At 41.1% G+C, this 16,893-nt stretch carries 19 protein-coding genes and 1 riboswitch; of the genes, 7 read left to right on the forward strand and 12 right to left on the reverse strand.

Features of this window, described 5'->3' with window-relative positions:
• Together JOC33_RS18490 and JOC33_RS18495 are read left to right on the forward strand one after the other, a co-directional pair.
• On the forward strand, nucleotides 1–1,179 hold the full coding sequence (locus JOC33_RS18490; RefSeq protein ID WP_205094034.1) for a site-specific integrase: 1,179 nt from the start codon (nucleotides 1–3) through the stop codon (nucleotides 1,177–1,179).
• A gap of 159 nt (nucleotides 1,180–1,338) precedes the next feature.
• Nucleotides 1,339–1,440, reverse strand: a riboswitch (purine riboswitch).
• A gap of 144 nt (nucleotides 1,441–1,584) precedes the next feature.
• Complete coding sequence (locus tag JOC33_RS18495; protein WP_205094035.1) at nucleotides 1,585–2,577, forward strand: potassium channel family protein; 993 nt, start codon at nucleotides 1,585–1,587, stop codon at nucleotides 2,575–2,577.
• On the opposite strand, the gene JOC33_RS18500 is transcribed toward JOC33_RS18495, so the two are convergent.
• From JOC33_RS18500 to JOC33_RS18510, 3 genes are all read right to left on the reverse strand, one after another.
• Nucleotides 2,566–2,970 (reverse strand): YugN-like family protein, encoded by a 405-nt coding sequence (locus JOC33_RS18500; protein WP_205094036.1) that lies wholly within the window; start codon nucleotides 2,968–2,970, stop codon nucleotides 2,566–2,568. The genes JOC33_RS18495 and JOC33_RS18500 overlap by 12 nt on opposite strands.
• 281 nt (nucleotides 2,971–3,251) lie before the next feature.
• Nucleotides 3,252–4,598: a glucose-6-phosphate isomerase gene (locus JOC33_RS18505; RefSeq protein WP_205094037.1), complete on the reverse strand. Its 1,347-nt coding sequence runs from the start codon at nucleotides 4,596–4,598 to the stop codon at nucleotides 3,252–3,254.
• A 179-nt stretch (nucleotides 4,599–4,777) separates the two neighbouring features.
• Nucleotides 4,778–5,944, reverse strand: coding sequence for an iron-containing alcohol dehydrogenase (locus tag JOC33_RS18510; protein WP_205094038.1), 1,167 nt, complete (start codon nucleotides 5,942–5,944; stop codon nucleotides 4,778–4,780).
• 151 nt (nucleotides 5,945–6,095) lie between these two features.
• Between JOC33_RS18510 and JOC33_RS18515 the strand changes: the two genes are divergently transcribed.
• The gene (locus JOC33_RS18515; RefSeq protein ID WP_205094039.1) at nucleotides 6,096–6,335 is read left to right on the forward strand and encodes a DUF378 domain-containing protein; all 240 of its coding nucleotides are present in this window, start codon (nucleotides 6,096–6,098) and stop codon (nucleotides 6,333–6,335) included.
• Nucleotides 6,336–6,478: 143 nt separating this feature from the next.
• Here JOC33_RS18515 and yugI read toward each other — a convergent pair whose 3' ends face one another.
• The gene (gene yugI / locus JOC33_RS18520; protein ID WP_205094040.1) at nucleotides 6,479–6,874 is read right to left on the reverse strand and encodes a S1 domain-containing post-transcriptional regulator GSP13; all 396 of its coding nucleotides are present in this window, start codon (nucleotides 6,872–6,874) and stop codon (nucleotides 6,479–6,481) included.
• A 420-nt stretch (nucleotides 6,875–7,294) separates the two neighbouring features.
• Here yugI and JOC33_RS18525 point away from each other — a divergent pair, with 420 nt between their 5' ends.
• Nucleotides 7,295–8,473, forward strand: a complete 1,179-nt coding sequence (locus JOC33_RS18525; RefSeq protein WP_205094041.1) for a MalY/PatB family protein — start codon at nucleotides 7,295–7,297, stop codon at nucleotides 8,471–8,473.
• A 344-nt stretch (nucleotides 8,474–8,817) separates the two neighbouring features.
• Here the strand turns inward: JOC33_RS18525 and JOC33_RS18530 are convergent, their stop codons facing one another.
• Both JOC33_RS18530 and JOC33_RS18535 read right to left on the reverse strand, forming a co-directional pair.
• On the reverse strand, nucleotides 8,818–9,399 hold the full coding sequence (locus tag JOC33_RS18530) for a superoxide dismutase family protein (RefSeq protein ID WP_205094042.1): 582 nt from the start codon (nucleotides 9,397–9,399) through the stop codon (nucleotides 8,818–8,820).
• Nucleotides 9,400–9,507: 108 nt separating this feature from the next.
• Complete coding sequence (locus JOC33_RS18535; RefSeq protein ID WP_205094043.1) at nucleotides 9,508–9,714, reverse strand: hypothetical protein; 207 nt, start codon at nucleotides 9,712–9,714, stop codon at nucleotides 9,508–9,510.
• A gap of 107 nt (nucleotides 9,715–9,821) precedes the next feature.
• On the opposite strand from JOC33_RS18535, the gene kapB reads away from it, so the two are divergent.
• Nucleotides 9,822–10,202 carry a kinase-associated lipoprotein KapB gene (kapB, locus tag JOC33_RS18540; RefSeq protein WP_205094044.1) on the forward strand — a complete coding sequence of 127 codons (381 nt, stop codon included), beginning with the start codon at nucleotides 9,822–9,824 and terminating at the stop codon, nucleotides 10,200–10,202.
• Between the two features lie 46 nt (nucleotides 10,203–10,248).
• Here the strand turns inward: kapB and JOC33_RS18545 are convergent, their stop codons facing one another.
• Both JOC33_RS18545 and JOC33_RS18550 read right to left on the reverse strand, forming a co-directional pair.
• Nucleotides 10,249–11,463 (reverse strand): cation:proton antiporter domain-containing protein, encoded by a 1,215-nt coding sequence (locus tag JOC33_RS18545; RefSeq protein WP_205094045.1) that lies wholly within the window; start codon nucleotides 11,461–11,463, stop codon nucleotides 10,249–10,251.
• Nucleotides 11,464–11,467: 4 nt separating this feature from the next.
• Complete coding sequence (locus JOC33_RS18550) at nucleotides 11,468–11,956, reverse strand: cation:proton antiporter regulatory subunit (protein WP_205094046.1); 489 nt, start codon at nucleotides 11,954–11,956, stop codon at nucleotides 11,468–11,470.
• A 209-nt stretch (nucleotides 11,957–12,165) separates the two neighbouring features.
• On the opposite strand from JOC33_RS18550, the gene deoD reads away from it, so the two are divergent.
• Nucleotides 12,166–12,876: a purine-nucleoside phosphorylase gene (gene deoD / locus JOC33_RS18555; RefSeq protein WP_205094047.1), complete on the forward strand. Its 711-nt coding sequence runs from the start codon at nucleotides 12,166–12,168 to the stop codon at nucleotides 12,874–12,876.
• A 31-nt stretch (nucleotides 12,877–12,907) separates the two neighbouring features.
• On the opposite strand, the gene JOC33_RS20750 is transcribed toward deoD, so the two are convergent.
• Nucleotides 12,908–13,153: a DUF2642 domain-containing protein gene (locus JOC33_RS20750; RefSeq protein ID WP_420825725.1), complete on the reverse strand. Its 246-nt coding sequence runs from the start codon at nucleotides 13,151–13,153 to the stop codon at nucleotides 12,908–12,910.
• A 143-nt stretch (nucleotides 13,154–13,296) separates the two neighbouring features.
• Here JOC33_RS20750 and JOC33_RS18565 point away from each other — a divergent pair, with 143 nt between their 5' ends.
• Nucleotides 13,297–13,773 carry a divergent PAP2 family protein gene (locus tag JOC33_RS18565; protein ID WP_205094119.1) on the forward strand — a complete coding sequence of 159 codons (477 nt, stop codon included), beginning with the start codon at nucleotides 13,297–13,299 and terminating at the stop codon, nucleotides 13,771–13,773.
• 340 nt (nucleotides 13,774–14,113) lie between these two features.
• Here JOC33_RS18565 and JOC33_RS18570 read toward each other — a convergent pair whose 3' ends face one another.
• The 3 genes from JOC33_RS18570 to JOC33_RS18580 all read right to left on the reverse strand — a co-directional run bounded on the left by JOC33_RS18570 (nucleotide 14,114) and on the right by JOC33_RS18580 (nucleotide 16,747).
• Entirely contained in the window at nucleotides 14,114–14,800 is a 687-nt protein-coding gene (locus tag JOC33_RS18570; RefSeq protein ID WP_239534304.1) for a 3D domain-containing protein, read from the reverse strand.
• Between the two features lie 143 nt (nucleotides 14,801–14,943).
• The gene (locus tag JOC33_RS18575; RefSeq protein ID WP_205094049.1) at nucleotides 14,944–15,261 is read right to left on the reverse strand and encodes a YuiB family protein; all 318 of its coding nucleotides are present in this window, start codon (nucleotides 15,259–15,261) and stop codon (nucleotides 14,944–14,946) included.
• A gap of 265 nt (nucleotides 15,262–15,526) precedes the next feature.
• Entirely contained in the window at nucleotides 15,527–16,747 is a 1,221-nt protein-coding gene (locus tag JOC33_RS18580) for an FAD-dependent oxidoreductase (RefSeq protein ID WP_205094050.1), read from the reverse strand.
• Nucleotides 16,748–16,893: the final 146 nt, after the last annotated feature.

Raw genomic sequence — 16,893 nt, forward strand, 5'->3', positions numbered from 1 at the left:
TTGGCCAATTTCCGAAAAAGAGGTAATAAATGGTATTTTCAAATTTATTTGGGAATAGAGCCCACTACTGGAAAGAAGAAATTTTCATCTAAGGGTGGATTTAAAACAAAAAAAGAAGCCCAGCTGGCTGCAGCAGAAATTGAAAAAGAAGTATATGAGAACACGTATTTCAAAGAACAAGATGTATTATTCAAAGACTTCACTTTCGAATGGATTAAAATATATAGTGAAAGTGCCAAAATAAGCTCTGTAAGAAATCGAAAGCAAAATATAGACCATCTAAATCGATTCTTTGGCCAGAGGAAGATAAAAGATATCAGCCGAAAACAGTATCAATCTATGCTAACTTCTCTTCATAAAGAAGGTTATGCTTTTAACACGCTTGATGGTATACATTCAACAGGTCGGATGATATTTAAAAAAGCTGTGGAATTTAACGTTATTAAAAATAGCCCATGTGAGTTTGCTAAAATACCACGGAAGTTAGAAACGGTTGAGGAGGTTGAAAATAATAAAGGAGAAATTAAATTCATGGAGAAAGCTGAACTTATTCGTTTTCTAACAGCTGCAAAGGAAGACGGAATTGATAAAGACTTTCCCATGTTTTTAACTCTAGCCTATAGTGGACTACGTGTTGGAGAGCTTATTGCACTAAAGTGGACAGATATCGATATGGCTAGAGAAACCCTAAGAGTGACAAAAACCTACTATAACCCTTCCAATCGTACAAAAGAATACCAGTTGCTTACTCCAAAAACAAAGGGATCGATTCGTACAATTAAGATGGATACAGATGTGATAGCTGCATTAAAAAAACACAAGGAACACCAAGAGACACTCATTGAAAAATCTAACAATTATTACAATCAGTTAGATTTTGTTTTTGCCAAGGAAATTAATAATCGAGGATACCCCGAATTCTTAAAGACCGTAAACATACGGATGCAGCGCTTATTGAAACTAAGTGGGATAGACAAAAAACTCACGCCTCACTCTTTACGACACACCCATACTTCCCTTCTCATAGAAGCCGGGGTTGGAATTAAAGAAATCCAACAACGTTTAGGCCATGGTGACATCAATACTACAATGAACATATATGCGCATATCACTGAAAACATGGAAGAAAAAGCCTCCCAAAAGTTCAGTGATTTCATGAAAGGCTCTCTAGATTTATAAAGCCAAGTGCCAAGTATGTCAAAAGTATGTCAATTTGACATTGAGGGTAAAGCAAAACCTTTTGTATCAAGGGAAATCCGACCATGTGTACATCATGCGTATCATACTGCCCATGAAGCACTAACAATGACAAAGCTAAACATAGACTATACCTATGCCATGGAACACCATAACACCCATAGTCGGGTTGTTTACGGCAACCCGGTAGAAACTTGCAGGCCATATTCCTGCGATTATATGAGTACTCCCGTATTAATTTATCTCCCATTATAGCAGTTTCATCAGCTTCGTCAAGCAATTTTCGGTTAAAAATCGAACAAATTAATGTTTTTGACAGTTAATATTCGTGTTTATTATAAATATTTCCCCACAGGTCCATAATGGTAAGTAAAAAGGAGGGGCGGTATGTATACTGTAATACAATTTTACTTTCGCCTGCCTATCTTTCTTCGGCTTTTCCTTACTGTAATTCTATCCATGATCATTTTTGGGATGGTTATTCATTTTATAGAACCCAGTCATTTCCCTACCATTTTTGACGGATTTTGGTGGGCTTTTGTAACAGGCTCCACTGTAGGATATGGTGACTATGTTCCTTTAAGCACTCTAGGAAGACTGCTTGCAATTCTTCTGATATTGACCGGCGGTGGAATTTTAACCTTTTACATGGCAACTATATCTGCAGGTACAGTGAATTATGAGCGTGACCTTTCCAGTGGGAAGGTTGCTTTTACTGGAGAAAATCACCTGATTCTTGTGGGATGGAATGAAAGGACGAGGAAGTTAGTTGAAATCATTCATGAACATAATGAGAAGGAAAAGGTCGTAGTCATAGACAGCAGCATGCGGGAACTCCCTTTTCGTAAGACCCCTGTGCATTTTATCCGTGGGAACGTATCAGATGATGACACGTTGGTTAAAGCAAATATTGCCAAAGCCCGTGCTGCACTTATAACTGCTGACCCTTCAAAACGGGAAGAGCAGGCAGACCAGGCAATTATAATTGGAATCCTTGCCATGAAAGGATGCAATCCGAATTTGGAAGTATTCGCTGAAATATTAACGGAAAGACAAATCATCAATGCGATTCGTGCCGGTGCAGGAGAAGTCATTCGTTCTAACCAATTCATGAGCTCGGTGTTTTTCCATGAAATGTATCGGAACAACACAGTTAAGCCATTTGATTTACTACTAAAAATTTTGACCGAAAAACAATTTCATGAACAAGAGCCCCCAGAGGAAGTGATTGACTCATCCTTCCTGGAGGGCGTCCGTTTTTATGCCGAAAAAAAAGTGGTACTTCTTGGTTTAATAAAGGAAGGAAAAATAGTCATCAATGTACGCCCGGAGGAAATAATTACAGCAAACACCCGCCTTATCACCCTGTTACCGAAGTAATTTATTTTCCAATTCACGTACAAGCTCTCTTCCGATTTCAACATATTCTTCCGGAAACTCTGCATCAGGATCTTGCGGTTCCTGGAATTGGTCGAAGGAAGCTTTAAAATTACCAAGATGGACGTGATCATCCAAGCCACGCTGATATTTATGGGAAAGTAAGAAGGGTTGCTTGATTTCTACTGTGGTACCAAAGGAATCAAGCGAGCCTTGTTTTGCTTCAAAAGGCACCCTTAAAAATTGATAACCTACCTCGTCAGCGATTTTATAATCAAAGTATCCATGATCATAATCCCAATTGCTTCCAATTTGGTATCCCAGCGGCTTTATTTGTCGTTCCAGATCAGCGAGCGTAAAGACTTCACCTACAAGTTTTGAAGGAACTGGTATCATCACTATCACTCCTTTTCTAATTATCGTCCCCCTTTTTTAGTTGGTTATGAAAAAAAGTGAAATGTCAACTTATGCACGTGCTGGAGCTTCGGGAGATCCTGGTTTTACAAAAGACTTGATAAAAACTGGTAACAGCAGTCAAATAATATAACAGCTAAGCTAAAATATTTTTCCTGAAATAAAAGAGTCCTCCCTTACTGCTGACAATAGAGAGGTCTCATTAAAATACAAAAAGGCTGTCCTGAAAGTCTATATCAGACTTATGGGACAGCCTCTTCTTCTTATAAACGCTTTTCTAATTCGTCTTTTTCTTTTTCGAACCCTGGTTTACCGAGCAGAGCAAACATGTTTTTCTTGTAAGCTTCCACTCCAGGCTGGTCAAATGGATTGACTCCAAGGATATAGCCGCTGATGGCACATGCTTTTTCGAAGAAATAAACAAGATAGCCGAATGTGTATGCATCTAGTTTCGGTACGTGAACTGTCAAGTTAGGAACCTGGCCATCTGTATGGGCAAGCAATGTACCCTCATATGCTTTTTCATTTACCTCGTCAACTGTTTTCCCAGCCAGGTAATTGAGCCCGTCAAGGTTCTGCGGATCTTCATCAATGGTGATATTAGACTTCGGTTCCTCTACTTTCAGGACAGTTTCAAACAACTCCCTCCGGCCATCCTGGACATACTGACCAAGAGAATGAAGGTCAGTGGAAAAATTCGCAGACGCAGGGAAGATGCCTTTGTGATCTTTTCCTTCGCTTTCACCGAATAACTGCTTCCACCATTCAGAGAAATATTGAAGTGCTGGTTCATAATTGACAAGCATTTCGATTGGCTTACCTTTATTATAAAGAACATTACGGACAGCAGCATACTGATAGGCAGGATTATCGTTCAATTCAGAAGAACTCAGTTCATTCATACCCGCTTTTGCGCCTTCCATCATCGAATCGATATCAATTCCGCCAGCTGCTATCGGCAGCAGGCCAACTGCTGTCAATACAGAATAACGGCCACCAACATCATCAGGCACGACAAAGCTTTCATAGCCTTCATCCTCAGCAAGAGTTTTAAGGGCACCTTTCTCCTTATCTGTAGTCGCATAAATACGTTTCCGAGCCTCTTCTTTTCCATACTTCTCTTCCATAAACTTACGGAATATCCGAAAAGCGATTGCAGGTTCTGTAGTAGTCCCGCTCTTGGAGATTACGTTTAAGGAGACGTCTTTGTTCTCAAGTACATCAAATAAGTCGTTGATATAAGGTGCACTGATACTGTTTCCTACAAAAAACACTTGTGGCGATTTCCGTTGATCTTTCGTTAATTCATTATAAAAGCTGTGATTTAACATCTCTATTGCTGCTCGGGCGCCAAGATAAGACCCTCCGATCCCGATGACCAGTAATACATCAGAATCAGATTTGATTTTTTCTGCTGACTGTTTGATACGGGAAAATTCTTCTTTATCATAGTTCTCAGGAAGGTCCAGCCAGCCTAAAAAGTCGTTACCAGGTCCTTTTTTCTCATGAAGTGCATCATGAGCCAACTTCACAGCATCTTCCATATATTTCAGTTCGTGTTCTCCAAAAAAAGGCAGTGCTTTTGTATAATCAAAATTTACGTGGGTCAAAATTATCCCTCCATCTTTCGTCGTTAATAACACTATATCCATCTTCACTTTATCGGAACGTCTAAAGCAATTCAAGCGAGTTCCCGTATGTAAACGGATACACCATGAAATTATTTTTTTAACGGCTACATACCTATAAAAAACCACCTGAATTGCAAAATCAGGTGGTTGAAGCTTACTTATTTGGACATGGTGAGGATTTCCTCTACATCTTCTTCATGTAGTTCGTTGAAATTACCAAATGCACCACGTTTCATTGCACGATCTACAATAACATTAAACTGGCTGTCATCAATTTCATAATCGGAAAGTGTCTCCGGAGCCCCGATGGAACTCCAGAAGTTCCGTAACGCTTCAATTCCTTCCAGCGCCACTTCTTTGTCAGATTTCCCGGATGGATCGACATCAAATACCTTGACAGCTAATTGTTTGAATCGTGTTGGTTCTTTATCCAGGTTATATTTCATCCAGTTCGGGAACAGTATGGCCAGACCGCCTGCATGTGGAATATCATAAACGGCTGAAACCGCGTGTTCAATGTTATGGCTTGCCCAGTCACCTTTGTAACCCATCTGAAGCATACCATTCAGTGCAATTGTACCTGCATATAAAATAGTTTCCCTGTGCTCGTAAGACTCTAAATCATCTAAAAGCTTAGGTGCAGTTTCAATCACTGTACGAAGTACTCCTTCACACATTTCATCTTGGACAGGTGCATTTGTGGATGCATGGAAATATTGCTCGAGGATATGAGTCATCATGTCGACGATACCGTAAACGGTTTGGTCTCTTGGGACTGTAATTGTATGAACAGGATCCAGGATAGAAAACTTAGGATAGGTATATGGCGGATAACCCCACCCGTATTTTTCATTTGTTTCCCAATTAGTAATCACAGCACCACCATTCATTTCTGAACCGGTAGCAGCAAGTGTAAGTACTGTACCAAACGGTAATGCCCCATCAGGGGTAGCTTTCTTTGTGACAAGATCCCAGGCGTCGCCATCATACCTGGCTGCAGCTGAAATGGTTTTCGTGCAGTCAATGACACTTCCTCCACCTACAGCAAGCACGAAATCCACCTTTTCTTTTTTACAAATTTCTGCCCCTTTTCTGACTGTAGAAAGTTTGGGGTTCGGTTCAACGCCTGGCAGCTCGACAGTTTCAACGCCGATATTCTTCAGTTGAGCCATTACTTTATCATATAAACCGTTCTTTTTAATACTTCCTCCACCATAAACAACAAGAACTTTTTCGGTGGTTTCCGGAATTTCTTCAGGTAATTTCTGTAATTGATCCTTGCCGAAAATCAATCGGGTCGGATTATGGAATGTAAATGCCTCCATTATTTCCAAACACCTCTCTTTATAAGAATCTCACTTCATTATCCCGTAAATTCCAGCGTTTCTCAAAACATATGTCTGTATGCATAAATTTTTTCATCAGAGTTATGCTAACGGAGAAACAAAACATATTTGCTAAATGGAGGTAATCTTGATGAACGTAATTCAACGAATCGCATTAATTCTCGTCATAATAGGTGCTGTCAACTGGGGATTAGTCGGTCTTTTCCAATATGACCTCGTTGCTGGCTTATTTGGCGGCGGAGAACAAAGCGGGGCCTTTGCAAGGATCATCTATTCACTAGTAGGGATCAGTGGAATTATTGCTATTTCTCTTCTGTTCAAGCCAGATGAAGAATTAGCTGACAATTCAGAGCCGTCCACAACAAAGTAACTAAAAAAGTGAAGCGGCTTGTTCCCCCGACAAGCTTAAACCAGCCCTCGTCGTGACGTTCTCGGTCACAGAGAGGATCGGCTTAAGACCTCAAGGGGGCTAGTCATAAAAAAACCCGGCCATAATTGGCCGGGTTTTTTCCCTTAATTGTTGCGGTAAGTGCTAGAACGGTCTTCAGATTGCTCGATCCATTCTTCCAGCTTATCCTTTAACGTATTGAAGCCTGCTGGCTGCCCTTCTTGTCCTTGGGGAGCACTTTGAGTTTTACGAGGGCGACGTTGCTGCTTTTTTGGTGCTTCCTGAGTAGCACGGATGGAAAGAGAGTACTTGTTTTTCTCCTCATCGATGTTAAGAATTTTAACTTTAACTTCGTCACCTTCAGAAAGATGCTCGTTAATATCCTTCACGTAACCGTGTGTCACTTCAGAAATATGGACCAAGCCTTGAACTTGATCGTCAAGGGCAACAAATGCACCGTATGGTTGTATTCCTGTAACTTTACCTTCTAATACTTGACCTGTTTCAAACTTCTCTGACATGCTATACAACTCCTGATTTATTTAGTATACTTTTTACGCAATTATTGATTCTATCATACATTTACGATGCTGGCAAAGATTATAGGCATTATAATGATATTAAACCTGCTATCGGAGAAGAGAAATCCAGCCCGAAATTACCCTTTCATCCCGTTTCGTAAAAAATCTATAAAACTATGAATTTTTTTCATAAAAAGAGTTTAAAAGAGATAGAATGTGGTAATACTATTTCCGTAAGACTTTCTCGTATTCCCCCTGTGTAAGCAAAGCGGATCGTTCGCTTTGCTTTTTTTTGTTCATTCAAAGTGTAAAAAATTTTTGTAAGGAAGCTTTCTGAGAAACATTTCTCAAATCATGTTGTTTCCTAATCTGTAATGGATTGGTTAAGATAAATACAGGATCAAAAAGGAGTGAATAATCATGAGCCGATTTACCGAGCTAACTGATCGAACAGGTACGAGATCTGTCAAATGGGACATGGCTGCTTCTCTATTCCAAAGCGAAAGTATTTTGCCAATGTGGGTGGCAGACATGGACTTCAAAGCACCCGAGTCAGTAATCGACGCACTTACAGAAAGAGCTGCACATGGAATTTTCGGCTATACTATGACCGATAAGCTGATTGAGGGATATATATCCGAATGGCTGAGGAAAAGGCATAGCTGGTCAATCAACGAGGAATGGCTCACCTATAGTCCTGGGGTAATTCCCAGCCTCCATATGATGGTACAGGCATTGACAGAAAAGGATGACCATATTTTGATTCAGACACCTGTCTATCCTCCCTTCTATTCTGTAATTAAACAGCATGATCGGAACATTATTGAAAATCCACTCATGCTGAAAGGCGAAAGATACGAAATTGATTTCGAGGATTTTGAAAATAAAATTGTTAAAAATAATGTTAAGGCGTTTATTTTATGTAATCCGCACAATCCCGTCGGCAGGGTGTGGGATAAATCAGAGCTAGAAGAAATGGCACAAATCTGCCTGAAACATGATGTACTGATTTTTTCTGATGAAATCCACGCCGATCTCACTTTTTCAGAATATCAGCATATTCCTATCGCCTCTTTGTCAAAAGAAATCAATCACCAGACAGTTACGTGCATGTCGCCGACCAAATCGTTCAATTTAGCAGGCCTGCAGGTGTCCTACCTGATTACGGCAGATGAAGGAAAAAGAAAGTCATTGAAGGATATGTTCAACAGCCAGGGTATGTTCATGATTAATACAATGGGAATAACCGCATTGGAAGCAGCTTATCAGCAAGGTGAGGAGTGGCTGGATGGACTCCTTGCAACTGTTGAAAATCACCGAGATTACGTCATTGACAGATTTCAGAATGAGACAGATTTGGTAGACATCATCAAACCGGAAGGTACTTACTTGCTATGGATGGATTGTAGAAAGATGGGGCTTGACCAGAGTGAATTGAAAAAATTCATGCAATCCAATGCTAAAGTTGGCTTAAACGATGGAGTTTCGTTTGGTGAAGCAGGAAAAGGATTTATGCGTATGAATATCGCATGTCCAAAAGCTACGCTGGAAGAAGGAGTCGACCGAATCATTCATGCCCTGCAACAGTATAAAGGCTGAACAAAAAAATTATCGAAAAAGAAAACCCGAACAATTTGTACTCAGTACATTGTTCGGGTTATTGATCTTTTGATTCAGAAAAGCGTTCAGCTAGCCATGGAAAAGGAAGTGATCGAATCCAAGTCCGTCATTTTGGACGCTACGTATACCAGATCCAGTTACAAAGAATGAGAGGGAAAGTCCCATTTATTTATAACAAAAGTAGCCGGATGGAACGTCCATCCGGTTACTTTTTTAGTCCATAACTCAAAAAGTCAGCAGTTATTCAGTGCCCTCCTAAATCAGCCATAGCCTTTTTCTTCTTTCAACCTGATTTTTTAAACTTGTCCTGCCCAGTTGTGAAATCATTTCTTTTCCTTTTTCTTCTTATTTTGTTCCGTCGGGTCGGTCGGCATTTCTTTATTGTCTTGTATTTGAATGAGCCCACAGGCAATCCGGTTGCCAGAATCTCCTGCCGGTTGTGAAAAACCATCATCCTGGTCTTCTGTAATTATAAGGGAAGTGCCATCACCTTTAAGAAGGGAATACTTGCCATCCTTCAGAGTGGCTTCGCGGATCATTACTTCTGTATCTACCATTCCTGACCCATCTGCCTCCACATTCGGCAAGTCACCGATATGGGCCCCTTCTGGATTCATCAACCCGTGTATTTTACTTGTCGGGTTGAAATGATTACCGGCACTTTTAAAATCGGGTGCTTCACATTTAGGGAATTCATATACATGGAAGCCATGGGGTCCTGCCTCAAGGCCTTCCACACTTAGTTTCACCTCTACACCTTCCGGCCGCTCAGTCAATTTTGCTGTACCGATCATATCCCCAGCCGGGTTATACATTCCAACTTTCAACGAAGTTCTTTCACTTTGCTGGCAGCTGGATAATAACAATATAGCAAAGCTCAAGCCTATTACGAATCTTGTACCCATGAAAAACGCCCTTTCCCTCGTTTTCCATAGCTTAACCAACTTGCATGTTATTATGATGAGGAAATAGGAGGGGGGAATATAAGAAAAACCAGAGACTCATTCTCTGGTTCATTTCGGATTATTATTTTCTGCTTGTTTATCTTCTGCATACGTTGTAGATGAATCATATTGTTTGGCAGCTTTTTCTTCCTGTTTGCGTGACACCTTAATAAAAATATACATTGCCAAAGCTGCCAAAGCCACAAAAATAAGTAAATTCAAAACGGCCGGTATATATGCTGTCTTGTCTTCTGGAAAATAAAGAAACTCCATCATAATGGCATCACTTCCTTTAAGAAATACTTGTCCATTATAACAGATATCTGACTGATCGAAAATATGCTGGTAACTTTGTTACAATGATAAAAGAAGGAGTGAGACACATGTCAGAACTGAAGGCAGGCGATCAAGTCATCGCCCATTATAAATCGGGTAAATATTATGGAAAAATCATTGAGGATAGAGGCCGCTTCTATCTGGTTGAAGTACTTGCAGTGGCCAAACACCCTATGCAAGGAGACCTCCATAATCCAGGAGAAACGGAAGATGTATTCTTCCATCAACGGAAGGCACTGAGTCATTATGAGAAAGCAAACATCGCTAAATCAGCGGTCAAGGCTTATGATGGAGATGTTCCTCCATACGAAGACTCCCTTCGTACTGCTGTCGATGAGCTAAAAGCTAAGCTGGAGCGGAAAAAAACAGTTTTTAATCAAAAAGCGAAGGATCAGCTTATTAATTTGGAGCGCAGTTACTTTAGCTAGGCCCAAAAAGATCGCACAACTGCATGATTGGTGCGATCTTTTTTGATTACGAACCAGGAACCCGGAGATTCTTCTTCTTACGCTCCGGTTTTCCGTAAATTTTATAGGTGATTTTCGGAGCGAATTCAAATAAAATCATCCCTAAAAAGGCCGCTGCAATTATATAAATACCGCTGAATATTTTTATACTGCCAGTTGCAATACTTGCTATAACCACAGAAAACTCTCCTCTTGCACACAAGGACAAGCCGGCTCTGAGCGCACTTCTTTTTGATAATCCATACATTCTGCCGCCTATTATGCCAACAATTATCTTTGCAATAATTGACCAGAAAATCAGTACAACAAGGAAAAGCATGAACGGAACCCCGTCCCCAAATTCAATGGTTGTCCCAAAATAAACAAAAAAAGTCGGCAGCATTAGATCTCTGATTGGAAAAACAGTTTGTTCTACTCTGTCAATTTTTCCAATTTCAGCAAGCATCATACCTGCCAGGAATGCTCCTAAAACCTCTGATAAACCAAGGTATAACGCAAAACCGCCATAAGACAGAGCAATACCTACAAGCAATGCAATTTTGAAATCTTCATCATCAATTTTTTCTAAGAAGGCTTCAAAATGCTTGAAGACAGTTTTGCCCAGGAGAATGGCACCTGCTGTCAGACCCACAATTTTCCCGATAAGACCAAGTGTATCCAGCGCTGTAAAGCTTTCTCCCGAGCTGATACCGATCAGGATAGCGATGGCAATCGGCGCCACCAGATCCTCAAATATCAGTATGGCCAGTATATATTCCGTTTCCGTATTAGCCATCCTGCCTTTATCATCCAAAAGCTTGGCGGTAATGGAAGAACTTGTGGCATAGGCAACGGCTCCGATTAGAAAGGACGTCAATAAATCAAAGCCAAATCCGATCGCAAGCAGCATGGCAACACCAAGGCTCAGCACTACATCCATAAGTCCGGCTGGCCATACTCTTTTAGCAATTCCTCCAAGACGTCGAACATTGAATTCCAAACCTAATAGGAAGAAGAGCAATACAATTCCAACTTCACTGGCGAAATGGAGTATTTCGTTTCCGCTTACGACATCCGCCAGCACAATACCTAGTAATATATACATGATGACATTGGGGAACTTGATTTTAAGGCTTAAGAATCCCAGATAAAATATGAACAGGAGAATTAACCCTGCTCCCAGCAGGGCAGGGAATCCTTCAGAAGCACCTGCTCCTAGTAGTAAAGGATAACTGAATGACACGTTGTTATTCTTCTCCTTTACATAGAGCTGTCAGGCTGGCAATCTGCTCTTCCTTACCGATGATCATCAGCACATCGCCCGCTTTTAACTCTGTATCCGCTTCTGGGATGGCGATTGTTTCGTCCCCATGAACAATGCCTATAATAGTCGCACCTGTTTTATTCCTGACTTCAGATTCCTCAATAGTCTTCCCTGAAAGTGAGGAAACCTGCTTTATTTCCACCCAGTCCATCACGATCTGGTTTTGGAAAATCTTCAGCTTGTCGGCATCAACTGGCTGATATGTCGCTCCCAACAGCTGGGCGCCGAATTCTCTTGTCTCATCCGCTGTCAAATCCATTGCAAAATCCGCTTCTTCGCTATCTTTATCTTCAAAAAAATACAGCTCTCTTTTTCCTGTATGGTGGACGATTAACACCAGCATGCTGTCTTCACCGGTTTTAAGTGAAATTTTCTGTCCGATTCCTGGCAGCTGTGAAATAGAAACATTCATTTTGGCTAAACTCCTCTTTGTTTGTAAAGTTACTTTTCCCTAAAAGAATATATCCAGTGTCTTTCCTATTTTTACGCTCTTCTAATATATTATCGTAAATACCGGTGAGATTCCAAAAATCATCCTATAACTGTACAGAAATTTGTTTTATTGGGGGTGGTGTGATAATTTTAGACTTGTAAATAGAATGAAATGGAGGTTTTGGATCGATGAGTGTACATATTGGTGCGAAAGAAGGGGAAGTTGCAGATAAAATACTGCTCCCCGGCGATCCTTTGCGTGCAAAGTATATTGCAGAAAATTTTCTTGAAAATCCTGTCTGTTACAATGAAGTAAGAGGCATGTATGGGTATACAGGTACTTATAAAGGTGAAAAAATTTCCGTTCAAGGAACTGGGATGGGTGTCCCATCCATTTCCATCTATATTAATGAATTAATGGAAAGCTATGGCGTCTCGACACTTATCAGGGTAGGGACCTGCGGTGCACTCCAGAAAGATGTCGAGGTACGGGATGTAATCCTAGCATCAACATCTTCAACAGACTCCCAAATGAATCGTATGGTGTTCGGAGGGATCGATTATGCTCCCGGAGCAGATTTCAACCTTCTGAAAAATGCTTATGAAGCTGGTGAAGCAAAAGGCTTAAAGCTTAGAGTCGGTAACGTGTTCACAAGCGACAGCTTTTATCGGGACAACGCCATGGATTTGTTTAATCAATTGGCTAGCTACAATGTGCTTGCAGTTGAAATGGAAACCACTGCTCTCTATACATTGGCTGCTAAGTATGGGCGTAAAGCGTTGTCTGTATTAACAGTCAGTGATCATATTCTAACAGGAGAAGAAACTTCGGCAGAAGAGCGTCAGACCACCTTTAATGAAATGATTGAAGTGGCGTTAGAAGCAGCTGTCAGAGCATAGAGTAAGCAATGTTGGGCTGATCCAGTCAGGATCAGCCCTTCTTTATCACTTGTATTATTTCTTTGGACGGGATCGTAAGGAAGTAATCTCCCATATTTACCGTAATAAATTCAGGTGACACTACTTCTAGCTTTCCTCTTATTGTCCGGTAGGCCGTCTCAATTGTAATAACTGTGCCTATACAAGCAAGTAAACATGACTGCGACTGACATAAAGATGTATCTAAAGTTAAAACATCCAGGATTTTCCCAGTCACCTCCACCCTGCTCGCCCCCATAATTTGTTATGATATTTATATTATCTGTATCGTCAGGAAGAGGGTGGGTTTATACCTACTTATGCCGAAAATAAGTTACTATTACCATACGAAAGGGAACAATCTTTCTAAGTTATCAGAGTCGGAAAGGATGTCAGGACTTGATAGAAATTTTCTATAATTTTCCTCTTTGGGCTTCTGTGGCAGCAATTTTTATAGCTCAGGGAGTGAAAGTACCGATCAGAATGATTGCTACCAGGGAGTTCAATCCAAAATTGGCTTTCAGCACAGGCGGCATGCCGAGCAGCCACTCTGCCGCTGTCACTTCCCTTGCAACTGCTGTTGGGCTTCAGCAAGGATTTGATACGGCGATTTTTGGAGTCGCTACCGTCTTCAGTATCATTGTCATGTTCGACTCGACAGGGGTAAGAAGGCAGACAGGAGAACAAGCGGTTGTTCTGAATCTCTTGATCAACGACTTCCATCGTTTTGTGGAAGAAGCTCGGGGATGGAATAAGAAGCAGCAGTTCGAGAAACGTCAAGAACTTAAAGAGCTGCTGGGACATCAGCCTATTGAAGTATTTTTCGGCGGAGTTACCGGAATCATATGGAGCATCATCCTGTATTTTATTATTTATTAAAATCTAGTGTGTTTGATGTTAAAAAGCGCAAGCGCCTTGTTCACCCCCGACAAGCTTAAGCCAAGCCTCGACGTGACAGCTCTTGTCACAGAGAGGATCGGCTTAAGACCTCGAGGGGGCAGGCGCTGGAGCTGGATGCGAAAAAAGCGCAAGCGCCTTGCTCACCCCCGACAAGCTTAAGCCAAGCCTCGACGTGACGGCTCTTGTCACAGAGAGGATCGGCTTAAGACCTCGAGGGGGTAGGCGCTGGAGCTCGAAACTGTCTACTGCAAACCCTATATAGATTCCCTGACAAAAAGAGAAGCGGAACCTTCCTTGAGGTGGAGGGTTCCGCTTTTTATTACCTTTTTAATATCTCATCTCTGAACACTTGTAATGCTTCATTGTTATTTAACCTGGTTAATTCTTCTTCAGTAATCTTACCGTTTCCCTTTTTAATCATATATACTTCAACTTCCTGCTTTCCCCATTGTTTGTATACATCTTCCACAGTCGGATAATAAAGATCAATTTTATTGCCGGTAATAGCAGAACCTTTGTCTGCTACTACCCCGTATCCATACCCAGGTATAAACAGTATAGTTCCGATAGGATAAATAGACAGGTCAGCTGCTATGGTTGAATAAAGATCTCTTTTTACTTTGACGCCTGAATAAGTAATTCCATAGGAAGGGTGGTCCGGTGTTTTGCCTGTTGACTCAGCTCCTGCCGTGTAGCCAGTTGCGATAACTGTTGAACTGGGGAAAACAGTCAAATCCAGGGTTTCTTCCAATGTGGCTGGCATGTTTCCCGTCGAACTGCTGATATAATGCTGATCTGGTAATTTGTGATTCAGCGATTTGTTTTGCAAAGCGGTTGACCTTTTGTCAAGTTTCTCTGGTTGAAAAGTGACAGGCTGATGATTTTTCGTAAACCATATTTTCAAATCCTCTGCCGTGACGTTGGAAATCTGGGTAGCGGTTGAATATAGTGCGGCAATGAATAAAAAATTGAAAAGGCCTCGGTACATCCATTTTTTCCAATTCATGATAACACCTCTTTCAGGTGTCATCCTGTCCAAAATTTTCAGTTTTTATTCGTAATTGGAATATGGGGGGATATGATAAGCGTTTACTAAATGTACAAAAAAGCCTGGCATGCCCTCGTTTCTGAAGCATACCAGGCTTTTTTTCAAAACATCTGATATCCGCTTTTACGTAATAACCGAATCACTACACCAGCAACGATCGTACCTGCCAGACCCCCGGATAATATTAAAATATCAAACATTTTAAGATTAGCGATCATTTCCAATACCCTTGGAAAAGCCCAGGCAGGTTCAGTAAAGTACTTACCTAAAGAAAAATCATCCACAATCAACAGAACAACTGCAGGATAGACAAACGCCATGAACCAGGTAGAACGAAGCAGCATATTTAAAATAAATGCAATGGAGAAAAACAAAACAAGATAAAGCAATATTCCAATGAAGAGCTGTATAAAATCCAAAAAGGTGTTCCTCCTCTAACTATGTAACCTTGATGATTTATTCCAAAATCCATTTTATTATGTAAAGGGCAAAAGCGCAACTCGTCATCCGTTCATACAGACGCCTCTATATCACTCAGAGTGCCGGGCAGTTATTAAATCGAAGGTGCTTTACGATTTCATGTTCATACCAGGTGAAACGCTCATTTTTCCGCAGAAAGCATCCCTCTTAATTAGTCATGAATTGAAAAAAGCAAAGACAGACCACGCCGCCTTTGCTTTTTGGTTAATGGAAAATATTGAACTTGCCTTTTTTCAGTAACAGTCCGATACCTCCAAGTTTCAGCAGGTAACGATTGTCGATCACTTTTTTCATAACAGACGCTGACCAGCCAAACAATTTTTTGTCATCAAAAACAACGCCAATAGCATCATCATGACCAAGTGATGCCACAGTCCCCTGGATATTGGGTTCAAATGGTTCAAGGTCCGTTTCACCACGAGCAAGTACCTTCACATTATGTGCAACAGTACCAGCCATCTGAATGGCCATTTGTGCAGTTGGAGGATACGGGCGGTCAGTTTCTTCATTAATTATCAAAGCGCAATCGCCAACAACGAATACATCATCGTAATCAGGTGTCCGTAAATCTTCCCGTACTTTTACGCGGCCTCGCATGGTTTCGAAACCAGACTCATCCACGATTGAATTCCCTCTTACACCTGCAGCCCATACAACTGTGTTGGAACGGATTTCTTCACGTTTCTCATCTTTTTCGTAAATAAGACCATTTGGTGTAACTTCTTTAATCATTGCACCAATTTTGAATTCCACTCCGCGTGATTCCAAGGAATTCATGGCATATTCGACAAGGGCTGGATCAAAGCCCGGTAGAGCAGTCGGAGCAGCTTCTACATTGATAAGCCTTACTTTCTCGCGAGGGATATCATATTCTTTACATAATTCCGGCACGCGGTTAGCCAGTTCACCGACAAACTCGATACCAGTGAAGCCTGCCCCTCCGACAACGATGTTTAAAAGCTCTTCGTTCGGTTCTTTTTCATTGTTATATCGCGCGAAATTATATTCTATGTGCTGTCGGATCAGCCGTGCACTGTTAATGCTGCTAATCCCGAATGCATGCTCTTTAAGGCCAGGAATGCCAAAGGTTTCCGCTTCGAATCCAAGACCAATCACAAGGTAATCGTACTCAAGCTCTCCATTTTCCAATGTTACTTGTTTTTCATCCGGATTTATCGATATGACGGAATCCTGGACAAAATTGATTTTGCTCGAATTGATCACGTCTTTGATTGGAATACGAGTCCGATCATGGTGTAGGGTGCCGGCAGCATTTTCATGCAGCCACGTAGTTTGGTAATGATAGCTGTGACGGTTAACCAGGGTAACATTCGCCTCGTTGACTCCAAGACTCTTCTGAAGCTTGACTGCCGTCATGATACCGCCATAACCTGCTCCTAGGATGACAATATTCGGTTTCTTCACGATAATCACTTCCATTTACTTTAATTTTCTTTGCTGCAAGTCCTTTAATATCGGACTTCTTTGAATTTGTGACACATTTCACACACGGTAACATAAAAAAAGGCATATAATTGCAACTTATAATGTCACAAAATCGTAATAACTTT

The organism is Thalassobacillus pellis, assembly GCF_016908295.1.
In the GTDB taxonomy this organism is placed as follows: Bacteria; Bacillota; Bacilli; order Bacillales; family Halobacillaceae; genus Thalassobacillus; species Thalassobacillus pellis.